At 76.2% G+C, this 18295-nt stretch carries 7 protein-coding genes; all 7 read left to right on the forward strand.

Annotated features, from left to right (window positions below):
* The first annotated feature begins 329 nt into the window (after nt 1-329).
* From IE245_RS07595 to IE245_RS07625, 7 genes are read left to right on the forward strand one after another with little or no spacing between them, the layout of a single operon-like run.
* The gene (locus tag IE245_RS07595) at nt 330-1979 is read left to right on the forward strand and encodes a condensation domain-containing protein (protein ID WP_229851145.1); all 1650 of its coding nucleotides are present in this window, start codon (nt 330-332) and stop codon (nt 1977-1979) included.
* The gene (locus tag IE245_RS07600) at nt 1969-3813 is read left to right on the forward strand and encodes an amino acid adenylation domain-containing protein (RefSeq protein WP_189945976.1); all 1845 of its coding nucleotides are present in this window, start codon (nt 1969-1971) and stop codon (nt 3811-3813) included. The genes IE245_RS07595 and IE245_RS07600 overlap by 11 nt, the downstream gene beginning before the upstream one ends.
* Entirely contained in the window at nt 3810-8465 is a 4656-nt protein-coding gene (locus tag IE245_RS07605; RefSeq protein WP_189945977.1) for a type I polyketide synthase, read from the forward strand. Before IE245_RS07600 ends, IE245_RS07605 begins: the two co-directional genes overlap by 4 nt.
* Complete coding sequence (locus IE245_RS07610) at nt 8458-9774, forward strand: MupA/Atu3671 family FMN-dependent luciferase-like monooxygenase (protein ID WP_189945978.1); 1317 nt, start codon at nt 8458-8460, stop codon at nt 9772-9774. Before IE245_RS07605 ends, IE245_RS07610 begins: the two co-directional genes overlap by 8 nt.
* Nucleotides 9771-13832 carry a non-ribosomal peptide synthetase gene (locus IE245_RS07615; RefSeq protein ID WP_189945979.1) on the forward strand — a complete coding sequence of 1354 codons (4062 nt, stop codon included), beginning with the start codon at nt 9771-9773 and terminating at the stop codon, nt 13830-13832. The genes IE245_RS07610 and IE245_RS07615 overlap by 4 nt, the downstream gene beginning before the upstream one ends.
* Nucleotides 13829-15091 (forward strand): MFS transporter, encoded by a 1263-nt coding sequence (locus tag IE245_RS07620; protein WP_189945980.1) that lies wholly within the window; start codon nt 13829-13831, stop codon nt 15089-15091. Before IE245_RS07615 ends, IE245_RS07620 begins: the two co-directional genes overlap by 4 nt.
* A complete protein-coding gene (locus IE245_RS07625; protein ID WP_189945981.1) occupies nt 15088-18288 on the forward strand; it encodes a non-ribosomal peptide synthetase in 3201 nt (1066 codons plus the stop codon). Before IE245_RS07620 ends, IE245_RS07625 begins: the two co-directional genes overlap by 4 nt.
* Nucleotides 18289-18295 lie beyond the last annotated feature (7 nt).

The raw sequence follows: 18295 nt of genomic DNA on the forward strand, positions 1-18295 counted from the left end.
ACCGGGTATGCGCCGGATGTCTGATCCCTCCTTCTCCGTGTGAATTCCCGGTGACGGGCCGACAGTTGACGGCGATTTCCCCCTTGCGTCACGCCGGTCGTCTGAACAAGACTGCGGCCGAGACCAAGATCGTGGTGGCCGGAGTTCGCGCGTTCCCGTCGGGGCGCCGTCCCCGGTGAACCGATCTTGTTCGGTGCCGGCTTATGGGGGAATTCGTTGAGCGGCCTTTTCCGCGCCACCGGGGCGCACCGTGATGTCCGCGCGAGGAGCCGTACCGCGGGAGCGGCACGGCCGCGTCGGCGCCCGGTCGCGCGCGGGGCGTGAGCACCATGGGATTCGTCGAGGAAGAGATCGCCCTGTTCTGGTCCGAGCTGCTCGGCGTCACCACCGTGGCACCGGAATCCCGCTTCGCCCGGCTCGGCGGGACCGCGGACACCGCCGCCCGGCTCTCCGCCCGCGTCGACGAGGAGCTCGGCGTCCGCGTCCCCGCCGGGGAGCTCCTCGGCGCGGACACCCTGGAGGCGATGGGCGCGCTCGTCCGCGCCGCCATGGAAGCCCCCCGGAACCTGCGGGTCCCCGGCGCGGAACCCACCGCCACCGGACCCCGCCCCGGCGCCCGCGACGAACGGCCGGTGCTCTCCTTCGGCCAGCAGCGCCTCTGGTTCATGCAGCAGATCGACCCCGGAACCACCCTCTACAACGTCCCGACCGTGCTCCACCTGCGCGGCCCGCTCGACCCGGCCGCGCTCGGCGCCGCGCTCGACGCGCTGGTGGCCCGGCACGAGGTGCTCCGCACCACCTACGCCGCACCCGGGGGACGCCCGTACCAGGTGGTGGCGCCCCCGGCGCCCGTACCCCTGCCGTACACCGACGTCTCCGGGCACCCCGAGCCCGCCGCCGAGGCCGGCCGCCTCGCGGACGCGGAGGCCCGGCGGGTCTTCGACCTGGCCGCCGCCCCGCCGCTCCGCGCCCGCCTGGTGCGGGTCGCCGACCGGGAGCACCGGCTCGTCCTGACCTTCCACCACATCGCCGTCGACGGCTGGTCGCTGGACGTCCTCCACCGGGAACTCGGCGCCCTGTACGGAGCGGCCACCGGCCGGACGCCGGCGCCCCCCGGGCCGGAGCTCCAGTACGCCGACTACGCGGCCTGGCAGCGGGCCCGGCTGGACGGTCCGGTCCTCGACGACCTCGTCGGTCACTGGCGCGCCGTCCTCGGCGACGACCCGCAGGCCCTCGCCGTCCCCACCGACCGGCCCCGGCCCGCCTCGCGCGGCTTCCGCGGCGCCGTCGCCCGCCGCGAACTCGGCCCCGAACTCGTCCGCCGACTGCGGGAGTTCTGCCGGAACGAGCGCGTCACCCCCTACATGGCGGCGCTCGCCGGCTTCGACGCGCTGCTCGCCGGCTGGTCCGGCGCGCGGGACGTCACCGTCGGCACGCCGGTCGCCGGACGCACCCGCCCCGAGCTGGAACACCTCGTCGGCTGCCTGATCAACATGGTGCCGGTCCGCGTCCGGCTCGACGGCACCCCCTCCTTCCGCGAGCTCGTCGCCGCCGTCCGCACCGCGGTGCTCGACGCCTCCGCCCACCAGGACCTGCCCTTCGACAAGCTCGTCGAGGCCCTGGTGACCCGCCGCACCCGCGACTTCCTGCCGGTCTTCCGGGTCATGTTCAGCTACCTGCGGGAACGGGAGAACCCCCGCTTCCCCGGCCTCGACTCCTGCGTCGTGGACCTCACCGGCCCCGAGGACACCGCCAAGTACGACCTCAGCCTGTACGCCGAGGAACGCGGCGACCGGCTCGCCCTGACCCTCGAGTACGACACCGACCTGTTCACGCCGGACACCCCGGCCGCCCTGCTCGCCGCCTACGAGCGGACGCTGCGCGAAGCGATCGCCTCCCCCGGCGACCCCGTGGCGGACCCGTGGCCGGTCCGGCCCGGCGCACCCGGCACCGAGAGGAGCCCCCACCGTGACCGTTGACGGACGCGCGACCGACGGACCGGGCACCCTGCACGCGTGGTTCGCGCGGCAGGCCGCCGCACGCGGCGACGCCGTCGCCGTCACCGCCGGCGCCGACCGGCTCACCTACCGCGCCCTCGACCGGGCGGCCAACCGGCTCGCCCACCACCTCCGGACCCTCGGCGTCGGCCCCGAAGTCCCCGTCGCCGTCCGCCTGGAGCGCACCGCGCACCTGATCACCGCGCTCCTCGCGGTGGTCAAGGCCGGCGGCGCCTACGTGCCCCTCGACCCCTCCGCCCCCGACGAGCGCCTCGCCCGCACCCTCGCCGACGCCGGGGCGGACGTCCTCCTCACCGACACCGCCGGCCGCGACCTCGGCGCCCGGCACACCGTCGTCACCGGCCCCGGAGGCACCGACCTCACCGGCCACCCGGACACCCCGCCCGCCGACCCCGGCACCGGCCCCGCGAACCTCGCGTACGTCATCTACACCAGCGGATCCACCGGCACCCCCAAGGGCGTCATGATCGAGCACCGCCAGGTGCTCGCCCTGCTGCACGGCACCCGCGAACGGTTCGGCTTCGGCCCGGACGACGTGTGGACCCTCTTCGCCTCCGCCGCCTTCGACGTCTCCGTCTGGGAGATGTGGGGCGCGCTGCTCCACGGCGGCCGGCTGGTCGTCGTCCCCGACGACGTGCGGCGCGCCCCCGAGGAGTTCCACGCGCTGCTGCACCGCGAGCGCGTCACCGTCCTCAACCAGACCCCCGCCGCCTTCCGGCAGCTCGTCCGGTACGAGGAGGAGCACCCGGCCGCCCCCGCGCTCGGCCTGCGCCTGGTCGTCCTCGCCGGCGAGGCGCTGCCCCCGGCCATGCTGCGCCCCTGGACCGAACGCCACGGGGACCGCGCACCGCTCCTGGTGAACATGTACGGGATCACCGAGACCACCGTCCACTCCACCTACCGCCGGATGACCGCCGCCGACCTCGGCGGCACGGACAGCATGATCGGCGCCGCCCTCGACGGCTGGACGCTGCGCGTCCTCGACGAGCGCGGCGAGCCGGTCCCCGACGGCGAGCCGGGCGAACTGTACGTCGGCGGCGCGGGCGTCGCCCGCGGCTACCTCGGGCGGCCCGCCCTCACCGCCGAGCGCTTCCTGCCCGACCCCGACGCCACCGTGCCCGGAGCCCGCCGCTACCGCTCCGGCGACAGCGCCCGGCGCACCGGCGACGGCGACCACGCCTATCTGGGCCGGCTCGACCACCAGGTCAAGGTCCGGGGCCACCGCATCGAACTCGGCGAGATCGAGACCACCCTCGCCCGGCACCCCGCCGTCCGCGAAGCCGTCGCCGCCGTCGACCGGGACACCGCGGGCGACCCCCGCCTGGTGGCCTACTGGGTGCCCGCCGCCGGCGCACCGGCCGGCCCGTCCGAGCTGCGCGACCACCTGCGGCGCACCCTGCCCCCGTACATGCTGCCCAACGTGTACGTGGCCCTCGACCGGCTGCCGCTCACCGTCAACGGCAAGGTCGACCGGCGCGCCCTGCCCGCCCCCGAGGCCGTCCGCCCCGACCTCGACGCGGACTTCGCGGCACCCGCCACCCCCGCCGAGAAGGCCCTCGCCGACATCTGGGCCGAGGTGCTCTCCGTCGACCGGGTCGGGCTCGACGACGACTTCTTCGAACTCGGCGGGCACTCCATGCTCGCCACCCAGGCCGTGGCCCTCACCCAGGAACGCCTCGGCCTCCACGCGACCCTGCGCCTGATCTTCGACGCCCCGACCGTCCGGGAATTCGCCCGGGCGCTCGACACCACGGCCACCGCCGCCACCACCGAGCACGGGGAGAACGACGCATGACCACCGAAACGGACCCGCCGCTGCCCGAACAGTCCGTCGCCGTCATCGGGATGAGCGGACGCTTTCCCGGCGCCGCCGACGTCGACGAGCTGTGGCGCCTCGTCGCCGCCGGACGCGAGGGCGGCACCCCCTACACCGACGAGGAACTCGCCGCCGCCGGAGTCCCCCGGCGGCTCCTCGACGACCCCGCCTACGTGAAGTCCGGCTTCCCCCTCGACGGCTTCGACCGCTTCGACGCCGGCTTCTTCGGCGTCACCGCCGCCGAGGCCGACCTCATGGACCCGCAGCACCGCCTGCTCCTCGAGACCGCCTGGCACGCCCTCGAACGGGCCGGCTACGCCCCCGGCTCCGTCCCCGGCCGCGTCGGCGTCTTCGCCGCAACCTCCGGGAGCACCTACCTCCTGGACCGGATCGCGCCCGGCCGGGGCGGCACCGGCCGGGTCTCCGACGCGCTCCAGCAGGCCATCGGCAACGACCCCGGCATGCTCGCCCTCCGCGTCTCCTACAAGCTCGGGCTGACCGGACCCAGCCTCACCGTGCAGAGCGCCTGCTCCTCCTCGCTGGTCGCCGTCCACCTCGCCGTGCAGTCCCTCCTCACCCGCGAGTCCGACACGGCCCTGGCGGGCGGCGTCGCCGTGCGCGCCCTGGAGCCCGCCGGATACCCGTACGAGGAGGGCGCGATCCTCGCCGCGGACGGCCACTGCCGCCCCTTCGACGCCGACGCCACCGGCACCGTCTCGGGCGACGGCGTCGCCCTCGTGGTCCTCAAGCGCCTGGAGGACGCGGTCGCCGACGGCGACCACGTCCACGCCGTCATCCGCGGCACCGCCGTCAACAACGACGGATCCGAGAAGATCGGCTTCACCGCCCCCTCCGCCCGCGGCCAGGCCGAGGTCGTCGGCGAGGCCCTCGCGGTCGCCGGGGTCGAGCCCGCCACCATCGACTACGTCGAGGCGCACGGCACCGCCACCCCGCTCGGCGACCCCATCGAGGTCCAGGCGCTCACCGAGGCCTTCGGCCCCGGCCTCCCGCCCGGATCGGTCCACCTCGGCTCCGTCAAGTCCAACGTCGGCCACCTCGACGCGGCCGCGGGCGTCACCGGCCTCATCAAGGCCGCCCTCGCCCTCGAACACCGCTTCATCCCGCCCACCGCGCACTTCCGCGTCCCCAACCCCGGACTCGACCTGGACAGAACCCCGTTCCGCGTCGACGCCGAGGGAGTGCCGTGGCCCGCGCGCGACCACCCGCCGCGGGCCGGCGTCAGCGCCTTCGGCATCGGCGGCACCAACGCCCACGTCGTCCTCGAAGCGGCGCCGGCCGGCGGCCGGCGGGAGGACGCCTCCGAGGACTCCTGGCAGGTCCTGCCGCTGTCCGCGCGCTCGCCCGAGGCCCTGGACGCCGCCGCCGCCGACCTCGCCCGCGCGCTCACCGCCGGCACCACCGGATCCGCCGCCCTCGCCGACGTGGCGCACACCCTGCAGCGGGGCCGTACCGCCTTCCCGTACCGCCGCGCCGTCGTCGCCGCCGACCGGGCGGGCGCGGCGGCCGCCCTGGAGCGGCCGGCCGCGCGGACGTCCCCCGTCGGCCCCGACGAGGCGCCACCCGCCGTCGTCTTCCTCCTCCCCGGCCAGGGCAGCCAGTTCGCCGGCATGGGCGCGGAACTCCACCGCACCGAACCGGTGTTCCGCGAGGCCTTCGACCGCTGCGCCGCGCTGCTCCTGCCCCACCTCGGCCAGGACATCCGCGCACTCGCCTTCGCCGCCGACGGCGAGGAGTCCCGCGCCCGGCTGCGGCAGACCCTCGTCACCCAGCCGACCGTCTTCAGCCTCGACTACGCCCTCGCCCGGCTGCTGATGTCCTGGGGCGTCACTCCCTCGGCCATGGCCGGCCACAGCCTCGGTGAACTCGTCGCCGCCACCCTCGCCGGGGTGTTCACCCTGGAGGACGCGCTGCGCGTCGTCGCCCGACGGGCCCGCCTGATGCAGGACCTGGCCCCGGGCCGGATGCTGTCCGTGCTCCTCGACGAGGCCGAGCTGGAGAAGGTCCTCGACGGCCGGGCCACCGTCGCCGCCGTCAACGCCCCCGGGTCCTGCGTCGTCGCCGGCACCCCCGACGAGGTCGAGGCGGCACGCCGCCTCCTGGAGGAGCGGGGCGTCCCCGTCCGCGAGCTGCCGACCTCCCGCGCCTTCCACACCGAGCTGGTCGAACCCGCGCTCCCCGGCCTCGCCGAGGTGCTCCGCGGGGTCCCCCTGAACCGGCCCGCGATCCCCTTCGCGTCCAACGTGACGGGCACGTGGATCACCGACGAGCAGGCCACCGACCCGGAGTACTGGGTCGCCCACACCCGCCGCCCGGTCCGCTTCTCCGACGGCGTCGCCGCCCTCGCCGACCTCGGCCCCGCCGTCCTCGTCGAGGTCGGCCCCGGCAGCCAGCTCACCGGCCTGGTCCGGGCGCACCCCGGCACCGGGCCGGGCGTCACCCTGCTGCGCCGCCCGCGCGCCGGGGAACCGGCCGCCGAGGCCCGTACCGTCCGGGAAGGCCTCGGCGAACTCTGGCGCCACGGCGTCCCGGTGGCGTGGAGCGCCCTCCACGGGGACGCCCCGCGCCGCCGCGTCCCGCTGCCCGGCTACCCCTTCGAACGCCGTGCCCACCTGCTGCCCCGGCCGCAGGCCACGGCCGGCCCCGCCCGCAAGGGCGTCGACCGCTGGACGTACGCCCCCGTCTGGCACCCCGCGCCGGCGGCACCGGCCGGCCAGGACCCCGCCACCGGGCCCCTCACCTGGCTGGTCCTCGCCGACCGGCGGGGCCTCACCGACGCGCTCACCGGCGGCCTCCGCGACCGGGGCCACACCGTCGTCACCGTACGGCGGGCCGCCGCCTACGCCCGTCCCGCCGACGACGCCTTCGAGGCCGACCCCGCGGACCCGGACCACCTCGGCCGGGTCGTGGACGAGCTGCGCCGGTCCGGGCGCCTGCCCGACCGGATCGTGCACGCCTGGAGCGTCACCGACGCGCCCGACACCCCCGCCGGGGACGAGGGGGACGTGGCCGACGCGGCCGGCCGCTACGCCACCGCCCTCGACGCCGGCTTCCACACCCTCGTCTCCCTCGCCCAGGCCCTCGGCGAGACGGGTGAGGACCGGCCGGTCCGGGTCGACGTCCTCACCGACGAACTCCAGGACGCCCACGGCACACCCGTACGGAACCCCGAACGGGCCACCCTGTACGGGGCGGTCACCGTCCTGCCCCAGGAATACGGGTGGCTGGACTGCCGCTCCGTCGACGTCACCGTGCCGGAGGACGCCCGGGACCGCGACCGGCTCACCGCGCGGCTGCTCACCGAACTGACCTCCCCGCAGCGGGAGCCGCTCGTCGCCCACCGCGGCCCGCACCGGCTGCGCCGGGCCTTCGCCCCCGTCCCCCTGGACGCGGTGCTCCCGGCCGGCGCCTGGCAGCCGGGCGCCGGACACCTGCTCACCGGCGCCTCGGGCGACGCCGGCCTCGCCTTCGCCGAGGAGCTCGCCGGGGCCGGCGCCCGGCTCCTGCTCGTCGGCGACCCGGACTTCCCCGCCCAGGACGCGTGGGAGGAGTGGCGGGCCGGCCGCGCCGGGGACGACGAGCGGGTACGCGGCCGGGTCGCCCGCCTCGCGGCACTGCTCGACGCCCACCCCGGCGCCCTCGCCTACCGTGCCGCCGACCTGGCCGACCCGGACGACGCGCGCCGCACCGTCACGGCGGCCCGGGAGCACCTGGGCACGGTCCGGGGCGTGCTGCACCTCGCCGACGTCCGTGGCTCGGGCCTCGTCGCCCTGAAGACCCGCGACGACTTCGCGGCCGTCCTCGCCGCGCGGGTGCGGTCCACCCTGCTGCTCGACGCGCTGCTGCGCACCGACGACCCGGCGTTCTTCCTCGTCGGCTCCTCCACCACCGGGATCGTCGGCGGCTTCGGCCAGGCCGAGAACACCGCGGCCGCCGCCTTCCTCGACGCCTTCGCCCCCGCGCGCGCCGCCACCGGCCGCCCCACCGTGACCGTCGACTTCACCCAGTGGGAGTGGGACGACTGGTTCGAGCGGCAGATGGCGGGCCTGCCCGAGGTGCGGGACCTGTACGAGCGGATCCGGCGCGAGCAGGGCATCCCGGCCGGCGACGGCCTCGCCGCCGCCCGCGCCGCGCTCGGCGGCGGACTGCCCCAGGTCGTCGTCTGCCCGGTCGACTTCCAGGACGTCCTCGCCGACCAGTCGGGCCTGACCGCCTCCTCGTTCACCGACTCCCTCGGCGCCTCCCGCGACCCCGCGGGCGACGACGACTGGGACCCGGCGACCGTGTGGCCGGACGACGAACTCGCCCAGTCCGTCGCCCGGGTGTGGCGCGACATGCTCGGCGTCTCGCCCATCGGCGCCGACGACGACTTCTACGACCTGGGCGGCAACTCGCTCTTCGCCATCCAGATCGTGGGCCGGCTGCGCCGCGCCCACGGCGACTTCCCGATGAGCGCCGTCTTCGAGGCGCCGACCGTCGGCGGACTCGCGGCGGCCATCCGGGAGCACCAGGCGGAGGCGATCGGCCTCGACGAGTTCGAGGCGCTGCTGAGGGAAGTGGAAGGCCTCTCCGCCGACGAGGCCGAGGCGTTCCTGAGGGGGGACCATGCCTGACGCCGTCGGCACCACCGGGCCCGGCGACACAACGGAACCGGCCGCGCGCCCCGGCACGCCCGGGGACGAGGTGACGGCCGAGCGGCTCAAGGCGCGGCTCTCCTCCCTCTCCCCGAGCCAGCGCGCCGTCCTCGAACAGTCCCTGCGCCGGCGGAACGCTAAGGCCCCGCAGGCCCTCGGCACCCCGACCCGCGCCGCCGGCGCCCCGGCGGCCGCGCCCCGCCGGACCCGGCGGCCCGGCAGCACCATGGAGTTCAGCCTCTTCTTCTTCTCCGGCGACGGCAGCGCCGACGGGCCGGGCAAGTACCAGCTGCTCCTCGACAGCGCCCGCTACGCCGACGCCCACGGCTTCGCCGGGATCTGGGTCCCCGAGCGCCACTTCGTGGACTTCGGCGGCCTCTACCCCAACCCGTCCGTGCTGGCCGCCGCGCTCGCCATGGTCACCGAACGCCTGCAGATCCGCGCGGGCAGCGCGGTGCTGCCGCTCCACCACCCGGTCCGGGTGGCCGAGGAGTGGGCGGTCGTCGACAACCTGAGCGGCGGCCGGGTCGCCGTCTCCGCCGCCTCCGGCTGGCACCCGGACGACTTCCTCCTCGCGCCCGGCGACGGCGCCCTGCGCCACGAGCGGCGCAAGGAGGAGATGTTCGAGGCGATCGACACCGTCCAGCGGCTCTGGGCGGGCGAGACCGTCGCGCTGCCCCGCGCCGACGGCACCCCGCAGCACGTCCGCACCCTGCCCCGGCCGCTCCAGCCCCGGCTGCCGATGTGGGTGTCCGCGCAGGGCAGCGTCGAGACCTTCGTCCGCGCCGGCGAGATCGGCGCCCACGTGCTGACCGGACTCGTCGCCCAGCGCCCCGCCGACCTCAAGGACAAGATCGGCGCCTACCGGGAGGCCCGCGCCGGGGCCGGCCACGACCCGGCGGCCGGCACCGTGACCGCGATGGTGCACACCTTCCTCGCGGCCCGCGTCGACGAGGCCAAGGAGGTCGTACGGGCCCCGCTCACCGCGTACCTGAAGACCTTCCTCGCCCAGCAGGACAGCTTCGACAGCGAGTTCGCCACGCTCAGCGACGCCGAGCGGGACGCCATGCTCGCCGCCACCTTCGAACGCTACTTCGACGGCCTCGCGCTGCTCGGCACCCCCGACAGCTGCGAGTCCCTCGTCGAGGACCTGGTGGACATCGGCGTCGACGAGGTCGCCTGCCTGGTCGACTTCGGCCTCGACCCCGACCGGGTCCTCGCCGGCCTGGACCACCTCACCGTCCTCAAGGACCGCTACCGGCCCGCGCCGGAGGGGGAGCACCCGTGACCGACCTGTCCGCCCGGCTCGCCGGGCTCACCCCCGCGCAGCGCGCCCTGCTCGACCGCCGCCTGCGCGAGCGCACCCGGACGCCCGACGCCCTGACCCGGATCCCGCGGCGGCGGGGGGCGGACCGCGTCCCGCTCACCGTCGACCAGGAACGCATCTGGCTCATCCACCAGTTCGACCCCACGGACCCCGTCTACAACGTCTACTTCGCCTCCCGGCTGCGCGGCGCCCTCGACACGGACGCCGTCCAGCGGGCCGTGGACGCCTTCGTCGCCCGCCACGAGGCGATGCGCACCACCTTCGAGCAGGACGGCCTCGCCCCCGTCCAGGTCGTGCACGACACCATGAAGGTCACCGTCCGCCACCACGACCTGCGCTCCGTGCCGGCCGGGGACCGCGAGGACGAACTGCTGCGCCGCGCCACCGAGCAGCTGCGCACCGCCTTCGACCTCGTCCGCGGGCCGCTGCTGCGGATCGACCTGCTCCGCCTGGACGAGCGCGAGCACGTCCTCGTCGGCACCGTCGACCACCTGGTCTGGGACCGCCAGTCGATGGGCATCTTCAACGCCGAGTTCACCGAGCTCTACTCGGCGTTCGCCACCGGCCGCGCGCCGGACCTCCCCCCGGTCGAGGTGCACTACCCGGACTACGCGGAGTGGCAGCCCGAGTGGCTCCGCGAGGAGGTGCGGCGCAAGCACCTGCCGTACTGGCGCGAGCAGCTGGAAGGCGCCGAGCTGATCCTGGAGCTGCCCACCGACCGGCCCCGGCCGCCGCTGCAGACCTTCAACGGAGCCCGCCACCGCTTCACCCTCTCCGCCGCCCTCACCCAGGCGGTCCGCGACCTCGCCAAGCGCGAGGAGGTCACGGTCAACATCGCGCTGCTCGCCGCCTGGCAGCTGCTCCTCCACCGGCTCACCGGCCAGGAGGACATCGTGGTCGGCACCACCTCCTCCACCCGCAGCCGGCCCGAGACCGAGCCGATGGTCGGCTACTTCCTCACCATGCTGCCGCTGCGCACCCGGGTGCGCCCGGAGATGACGGTGGCCGAACTCCTCCAGGCGACCCGGACCACCATGATGGGCGCCTTCGACCACCACGACATCCCGTTCGGCACCCTGCTCGACGAACTCGACGTCCCCCGCGACCCCAGCCGCACTCCCGTCCACCAGACCTCCTTCATCCTCGTGGACTTCCACCACGAGGAGGAGACCACCATGGCGGGCGTGGAGGTCGAGGAGCTCCTGCTCGACAACCTGACCGCCAAGGACGACGTGACCCTGGGGTTCTTCGACGACCCCATGCTGGGGGACGGCCGGTTCGTCGGCCTGTTCGAGTACAACTCCGACCTGTTCACCGAGGACACCATGGCCCGGATGAGCCGCCAGGTGACCCGGATCCTGGAGCAGATGACCGCCGACCCCGGCCGGGGCGTGCACGAGCTGTCGCTGCTCGGCCCGGAGGACGCCGAGCGGCTGCTCGTCGAGTGGAACCGCACCGGGGCCGCCCGCGAACCCGGCCTGTGCCTGGAGGAGCTGGTCCGCCGCCGGGCCGAGGCCGCCCCCGACGCCGTCGCCGTCTCCTCGGGTGACGAACGGCTCACGTACGCCGAACTCGTCGACCGGGCGGGCAGGCTCGCCCACCACCTGCGCGACCGGGGCGTCACGGCCGGGACGGTCGTCGGCGTGTGCCTGGAGCGCGGGACCGACCTCGTCGTCGCCCTCCTCGGCGTCCTCATGTCCGGCGGCGCCTATCTGCCGCTCGACCCCGGCCACCCGCCGCGGCGGCTCGCCGACACGGTCACCGACGCGGGCGCCGCGCTCGTCGTCACCCGGTCGGCCCTCCTCGACGCGCTCGCCGACTGCCCCGGCGGTCGCGTCGCCCTCGACGCCGACGCCGGGGCGATCGCCGCCGCCCCCGCCGCGCCCCCGGCCCCGGCGGGGGACGACGACCGCCTCGCGTACGTCATCTACACCTCCGGCTCCACCGGCCGCCCCAAGGGCGTCGAGATCACCCACCGCAACCTCGTCAACCTCCTCCTCGCGATGACCGCCGAGACCGGCCTCGCACCGGGCGACGTCCTCGCCGCCGTCACCCCCGTCACCTTCGACATCGCGGGCCTGGAACTGTGGGGGCCGCTCGTCACCGGCGCGCGGGCGCACGTGGTCCGCAAGGAGGAGGCGGTGGACGGCCGCGGGCTCGCCGCCCTGCTCGCCGAGACCGGCACCACCGTCATGCAGGCCACCCCGGCCACCTGGCAGCTGCTCGTCGAGGCCGGCTGGCCGGGCGACGACCGCCTCCGGGCCCTGGTCGGCGGCGAGGCCGTCCCGCCCGCCCTGGCCGAACGCCTCGCCACCACCACCGCCCGCGCCTGGAACGTGTACGGACCCACCGAGACGACCGTCTGGTCCACCGCCCACCGCCTGGAGCCCGGCGCCGGCACCGTCTCCATCGGCCGCCCCCTCGCCAACACCCGGGTGTACGTCCTCGACGAGCGGCTGCGCCCCGTCCCCGTCGGCGTCCCCGGCCACCTCCACCTCGGCGGGGACGGCGTCGCCCGCGGCTACCGCGACCGGCCCGCCCTCACCGCCGAGCGCTTCCTCCCCGACCCCTTCGCCACCCGCCCCGGCGCCCGCATGTACGCCACCGGTGACACGGTCCGGCTCCGCGAGGACGGCACCCTCGTCTTCCTCGGGCGCGGCGACGGACAGGTCAAGCTCCGCGGCTTCCGCATCGAACTCGGCGAGATCGAGGCCCGCCTGGAGGAGCACCCCGCGGTCCGCCGCGCGGCCGCCCTCGTCCGCGAGGACCGGCCGGGCGACAAGCGGCTCGTCGGCTACGTGGAGAGCGCCGACGAGGCGCTGCGCGCCGAGGACCTGCGCGCGCACCTCCGCGACCGGCTCCCCGACTACATGGTCCCCGCGGCGCTCGTCCGCGTCGACGCCTTCCCCCTCGGCACCAGCGGCAAGATCGACCGGCGGGCCCTGCCCGCCCCCGCCGCCGACCGCGAGGGCACCGCCTACGCGCCGCCCCGCGACGCCCTGGAGCTGGAGGTCGCCCACCTCTGGGAGGACGTCCTCGGCGTCCGCCCCATCGGCCTGCACGACCGCTTCTTCGACCTCGGCGGACACTCCCTGCTCGTGCTGCGCCTGATGGCCGAGATCGAGCGGCGGTTCGGGCGGCAGCTGCCGATGGCGGCCATCTTCCAGGGCGCCACCGTGGAGCGCTTCGCCCGCATGCTCCGCGAGGGCTACCGCGAGGAGACCGGCGTCCACCTGGTCGAGCTCGGCTCCGGCGGCAGCGGCACACCCGTCTACTTCGCCCACCCGGCCGGCAGCGAGGTCGTCTGCTACATGCCGTTCGCCGGGCTCGTCGGCCCCGACCGCCCGCTGTACGCGCTCGCCTCCCCGCCGGCCGTCGACGGCACGCTGCCCTTCGCCACCTTCCGGGAACGCGCCGCCGCCTACGCCGAGCTGATCCGCGCCCACCAGCCGGAAGGCCCCTACGCGCTGGTCGGCTGGTGCTACGGCGGTTCCAACGCCTACGCCGTCGCCCACGAACTGGAACGCACGGGCGCCGACGTCTCCGTCGTCATGATCGACAGCCACGCCCCCGCCGAGGTCCCCGAGGGCGAGGAGCCCGACCGGGCCGAGATCGTCGAGGCCGTCGCCGCCAACCTCCAGTGGGACTACGGCGACCGGCTCAAGACCGTCGCCGAACTGCGCGCCATGACGTCCGAGGAGCACCTCGACTACCTCCTCGGGATCGCCCGCGCCGCCGACTACCTGCCGCCGGACGCCGGGCGCGAACAGATCGCCGACGTCCTCGGCCTGTGGGTCGCCAACCTGCGGCTGCTGTGGAACCACCGGCCCGAACCGCTGCGGGGCAGGGTCACCCTGGTCCGCGCCGCCGACGAGGAGTACGACATCACCAGCACCTGGCACGCCCTGCACGGCGAGCACCTCGACGTCCGCGCCGTCCGCGGCAACCACTACACCGTCATGCGCGCGCCGCACGTCGAGGCCGTGGCCGAGGTCGTCAACGAGGTGATCGCGCCGTGATCGAGCTCCTCAAGGACGGCACCTACCTCCGGTACTGGCTCGCCGTCGTCGCCTCCTTCCTCGGCGACGCCATCACCAAGATCACCCTCATCTACGTGGTCGCCACCCACACCGACCGGCCCGTCCTCTTCGTGTCGCTGGTCGTCATCGCCCAGCTGCTGCCCTCCGGGGTGCTCGGCGCGTTCGTCGGCCCGCTCGCCGACCGGTTCCCCGCCCGGGGCCTGCTCGTCGGCTCCGACCTGGCCCGGGTGGCCCTGGCCCTCGCCATGATCGCCGTGCGCGACTCGGCCTGGCTGCTGATCCTGCTCACCGTGCTGAGCGGCGTCGGCAAGGCCTTCTTCGAGACCGCCCGCATCACCGCCATCCCGAAGATCGTCGGTGGGCACAGCATCCCGACCGCCGTCGCCCTCTTCCAGTCCACCAACCACACCATCAACCTCGTCGGCCCCGCGCTCGGCGGCCTGCTCCTCGCCTTCGGGAACGTGACCGCCATCTTCGTCCTCGACGCGGCGACCTTCGCCCTCTCCGCGATCCTGCTCGGCAGCATGGCCGTCCTCCGCGAGGTCCCGGCCCCCGGCGCCGCCGGGAACCGCGAACCGTACTGGCGGGCCCTGCGCACCGGCGTCCGCGGCGTGCTCCAGGTGCCCAGCCTGCGCTTCCTCGCCGTGTTCCTCGTCCCCGTGATGCTCGTGCTCGGCCTCTTCACCACCAACCTCAACACCCAGCTCCTGAACGTCTTCGACCTGGGCGCCCTCCCGTACGGCTTCGCGCACGCCCTCTTCGGCGGCGGCGCGATCCTCGGCGCCCTGGTGGGCCCCGGCCTGGTGCGCCGCCACTCCGACCGGTGGCTGCTCGTGGCGTCGATCCTGCTGTTCGGCCTGTCGCTCGTCCTGCTCGCGCCCGCCGGAGCCCTGTACGACCGGATCGGCCTCGGCGCCGTCCTCGCCTGGTGCCTGCTGGCCGGCCTCGGCTCGGGGCTCTTCCAGGTCCCGGTCGCCCACACGCTCCTGCGCGACCTGCCCGAGGAACTGCGCGGCCGGGGCGTCGGCCTCGCCAACGCCCTGATGGTCAACTTCACGGTGCTCGGCGTCCTGGCCGGCGGACTGCTCGCCGGAGCCATCGGCACCGCCGAGTCGATCATCGCCTCCGGGGCGGTGCTGCTCGTCGCCGGCGCGGCCCTCGCCGTCCCGCGCCGCCCCGCCGCCCGGGACAGCGGCGACCCGGCGGCCGACAACAGCGGATCGAAGGTGCCCTCGTGACGACGGAACAGCTCGCCCCCCGGTCCCCGGACCGGCCGGCGGGGATCGCGGGCGGGGCGGCGGAGACGGTCCTGCCGCTCGCACCGGCCCAGCGGCGCCTGTGGGCCCTGGCCCACCTGCGTCCCGGCGACCCCTTCTTCAGCATCCCCTTCGCCGTCACCGCCGAAGGACCGCTGGACACCGCGGCGCTGCGGCGCGCCCTGGACGAACTCCTGCGCCGCCACGAGGCCCTGCGCGTCCGGATCACCCACGACGGCGGCGAACCGGTCCAGACGGTCACCGCCCCCGCGCCCCTCCCGCTGCCGCTCGTCGACTGCGCCGGCGGCCCGGAGACCGCCGACGCACGGGCCGAGGCCTTCGCCCGCGTCCCCTTCGACCTCGACGGAGGCCCCCTGATCCGGGCCGAGCTGCTCCGGATCGACGACCGGACCCACCGCCTGCTCGTCGGCGTGCACCACATCGTCTTCGACGGCAGCTCCCTGGAGATCTTCACCGCCGAACTGGCCGCCCTGTACGAGGCGTTCGCCCGCGGCCTGCCCTCCCCGCTGCCCGCCCCGGCCGTCCCGTACGCCGCCTTCCTCGCCCGGCGGACGGAGGCCGACGACCGGGCCCGGCCGGACCGTCTGCGCCACTGGACCGAGCGGCTCGCCGGCGCGCCCGAGGTGCTCGAACTGCCCCTCGACCGGCCCCGGCCCGTGCACGGCGACCACCGGGGCGCCCGCCGCGGCACCGTCGTCCCCCACGAGGTGGTCGAGCCGCTCCGGCGCCTCGCCCGCGCCCGGCGGTCCACCCTCTTCATGGTCCTCAAGGCCGCCTTCGACGTCGCCCTCAGCGCCTACGGCGGCCACGACGTGCTCACCGGCACGGCCGTCTCCGGCCGCGACACCAGCGACAGCACCGGGATCATCGGCTACCTCGCCCGGCCCGTCGTGCTGCGCGCCGACCTCTCCGACGACCCCGCCTTCACCGACCTCCTCGGCCGGGTCCGCGCCGACGTCCTCGACGCCCACGACCACGCCGACCTGCCCTTCGACGAGGTGATCGACGCCCTCGGGCTCGCCCGCGACCCCAGCCACCACCCGCTCTACCAGGTCATGTTCGCCCACCAGCGGGCCGCGGCCCCCGTCGAGGCGGCCGGCGTCCGCCTCACCTCGACCGAACTGCGGCTGCCCACCATGAAGACCGACCTCGCCGTCGACGCCGTCGACACCGACGCCGGCCTGCTGCTCCTGGCCGACCACCGCACCGACCTCTTCGACGCCGCCACCGCCGACCGCCTCCTCGACCGGCTGCGCACCGTCCTCACCCGCGCCGCCGCCGACCCGGACGCCCGCGCCTCGGCGCTCCGCGCCCCCGACCGGGCCGAGCTCCGCCGCCTGGCCGAGGAGTGGAACCCGGCCCGCGACGAGCCCGCCGACACCGCCTGCCTGCACGCCCTGGTCGAGGAGCAGGCCGCCCGCACCCCCGACGCGGTCGCCGTCGACACGGCCGCCGGGCCCTGGACCTACCGGGAGCTCGACACCGCGGCCACCCGCCTCGCCCACCGGCTCCGGGAGCTCGGCGTGACGCCCGAGACGCCCGTCGGCGTCTGCGCCGGCGCCTCGCCGCACCTCGTGGCGGCGCTCCTCGGCGTCCTCAAGGCGGGCGGCGCGTGCGTGCCGCTCGATCCGGCGCTGCCCGCGTTCCGGCTGCGCACGACCGTCGACGACCTCGGGATCGGGACCGTCGTCACCGACCGCCGGGCCGCCTCGCTCTTCGACCGCAACCGCCTCACGGTGGTGGACGCCGAGCGGACGGCCGAGGCCCCGGTGCCGGAGGACGCCGCCGCGCCGGCCCGCACGGACGTGACCGCGCGCCACGCCGCGTGGATCCTGCACACCGCCGGCACCGAGGGGGAGCCCCGGCCCGTCGTCGCCGAGCACCGCACCCTCGTCGGCCGGCTCCGCTGGATCCACCGGGCGCTCCCCGAGGACGCCCCGCCCGTCACGGCCCCGGCCGCCCCGCCCGGCTCGTACGCCTCGGCGCTCGAACTGTTCGCCCCGCTCACCCGGGGCGGCCGGATCGTCCTCGGAGGCCCCGGCGCGCCGACGCTGCACCTCACCACCCCGGCGGCACCGGCGGAGAAGCGGTCCGGCACCGTGCTCGCCGGCGGCACGCTCCTCGTCCCCGAGGCCGTGCGCGAGGCGTACGAGGCCGGGGCCGGGCGGCTCCTGCACGCCTACGCCGCCGCGGAGACCGCGGGACCGGCCCTCGGCGGCCCGGCCGTCCCCGGCGAGCCCGTCACCCTCGGCGTGCCCGCCGGCTGCACCGCGTACGTCCTCGACGCGCACGGCTCGCCCGTCCCGCCCGGGGTGACCGGCGAACTGCACATCGGCGGCCCGGCCGTCACCCGCGGCTACGCCGGCGACCCCCGGCGGACCGCCGAACGCTACGTGCCCGACCCCTTCGGCACCGAGCCCGGCGGCCGCCTCTACGCGACCGGCGACCTGGCGCGGCACGACGCCGAAGGACGGCTCGTCCACGTGGGGCGGGCGGCCGACCGGATCCGCGTCAGGGGCGTCCGGGTCTCCCCGACGGACCTGGAGGCGGCGCTGCTCGCCCACCCCGCCGTGGCCCGGGCCGTCGCGTTCCCCGCCGGGGACGGCGCGCTCGCGGCCGCGGTGGCCCCCCGGCCGGGCACCGACCCCGACGAGCAGACGCTCCGCACGTACCTGAGGGAGCGGCTCCCCGGCACCCTCCAGCCCGACCGGCTCGCGGTCCTGCCCCGGCTCCCGCTGCTGCCCGGCGGCGCACCGGACCGCGCGGCCGTCGCCCGGGCCCTCGCGGAGGCGGCCGCGCGGCCGGCGGAGGAGCGGCCGCCGAGCGAGACCGAGCGGATCGTCGCGGAGGCCTGGCGGCACGTCCTCGGCCGCGCCGTCGGCACCGGCGAGAACTTCTTCGACGCCGGCGGCAACTCGCTGCTGCTGATCCGGCTCCGCGAACGACTGGAGGACGGCCTGGGACGCCCGGTCGGGGTCGTCGACCTGTTCCGGCACCCCACCGTGCGGGCCATGGCCGCCTTCCTCGCCGCGGCCGGCACCACGGCCGGGGGAGCGGGCGGCACCGGCACGGCACCCGGCACCGGCGCGGGGGACCGGGCGCGGGCCCGCCAGGAGGCGCTGCGCGCCCGCGGCCGGGCACGCAGGCACACGAACTGACTGGGAG

This window comes from Streptomyces roseolus (assembly GCF_014649855.1).
GTDB lineage: Bacteria > Actinomycetota > Actinomycetes > Streptomycetales > Streptomycetaceae > Streptomyces > Streptomyces roseolus.